Below are 1,371 nucleotides of genomic sequence, written 5' to 3' on the forward strand. Positions count from 1 at the left end.
CGACTCGTCGAGTTGAGATGCGATCGCTTGACTCTGGGATKGGAGTTGAGATGCGATCGCTTGACTCTGGGATKGGAGTTGARATGCGATCGCTTGACTCTGGGATKGGAGTTGAGATGCGATCGCTTGACTCTGGGATGGAAGTTGAGATGCGATCGCTTGACTCTGGGATGGAAGYTGAGATGCGATCGCTTGACTCTGGGATGGGAGTTGAGATTGGGATTGGGTAAAACCGTAAATGTTCCGGGTCATCTCATATAAATAAGACTGCAGGTGAGAGACCATCAACTGTGCGGACTTTACCTGAGACTGAGACGATTTCCAAACCCGCTTGGCGACGGCAATGCGTTTTTTCTCCTTCTCCCACAACTCGGACGGTATCTCGTCAATAGGGGGATAGGGGGTCAGGTCATAACCACACACGGAACAGGTTTCGACCTCATTTTCTGTATATTCGGTTTCACAAACAGAACATTTCGTCATCATTCCCAACCCTGATAAATCACGACAACCGGGTGTAGGGAAACCCGGCTTTATGCTATGATAACCCACCGAGAGGAACTGAGAAACTCGGTTACGACGGACATATTTCGGTATTTACCTATAACCCTGATATAAACCGGGTTTCTTCACTCAGTGGGAAAAAGACATCTCCCGGACAGATGAAACTTCCTGGGAATATTCCGGAAACGCGAAAGTACAGAGGTTACAGAAGTGGCCTAAAAGTTTGTCAAAGCCAATGGCTACCGCTTTGAGTGGAGTGCGAGGCATCGAATAGGGGGAGGTGCCGATGTTTCTGTGAAAAAGTTGCCGAAAACAAGAACTTGACAACTACCTGAAGTGCTTAGAAGTGCTTATATGTTAAAGGTTAACAAGTCTGTGCGCGAGAGAAGAGATGTAAAAGTACTATAGTGCCCGGTATAACTTGGGAGATGGCCGCGGGGAGCAGTCGCGGAAAACGTGCAATCAGACCAGACCACGTAATCCCCATTATATCGCCATGCCACCTCGTCACAAAACTGACACCACGCTGTATCACCTGGATAGTGTCCTACAAGCTTACCTCCACAATTGATGTAAATTTGCTTCTGGACACTAAACCCAAAGCGTCCCCTGCTGTGTTTGACCCAAAGACCATCGATGATTCGCAAATCCTCGCCGGGAAAGTTTTTGATAACATCGTCGTCTAAATATCTCCTAAAGGTTTTTTGTGCCACCGCTAACATCATCTTAGCCGTTTCTTTGTCTGCAGCTTTCCAGTTGCCTGATTTCAATAATCTGTCGAGTTCGGTATACAAAATACCAGAAGAAGACACGATGGTAGTATCTGCCACGGCTTCAGTTATCGACTGGAGTTGAGATGCGATCGCT

Annotated in this window: 1 protein-coding gene and 1 pseudogene; both read right to left on the reverse strand. The window is 47.4% G+C overall.

Translation table 11 applies throughout. The features are described from left to right. A pseudogene (locus tag B9T16_RS28710) lies at positions 1-486 on the reverse strand (GUN4 domain-containing protein); the annotation flags it as partial. A gap of 368 nt (positions 487-854) precedes the next feature. Next, the coding region (locus B9T16_RS28715) for a GUN4 domain-containing protein (RefSeq protein ID WP_410246395.1) at positions 855-1,371 on the reverse strand (517 nt) is incomplete at its 5' end.

This window comes from Arthrospira sp. PCC 8006 (assembly GCF_046480465.1).
GTDB lineage: Bacteria > Cyanobacteriota > Cyanobacteriia > Cyanobacteriales > Microcoleaceae > Limnospira > Limnospira platensis.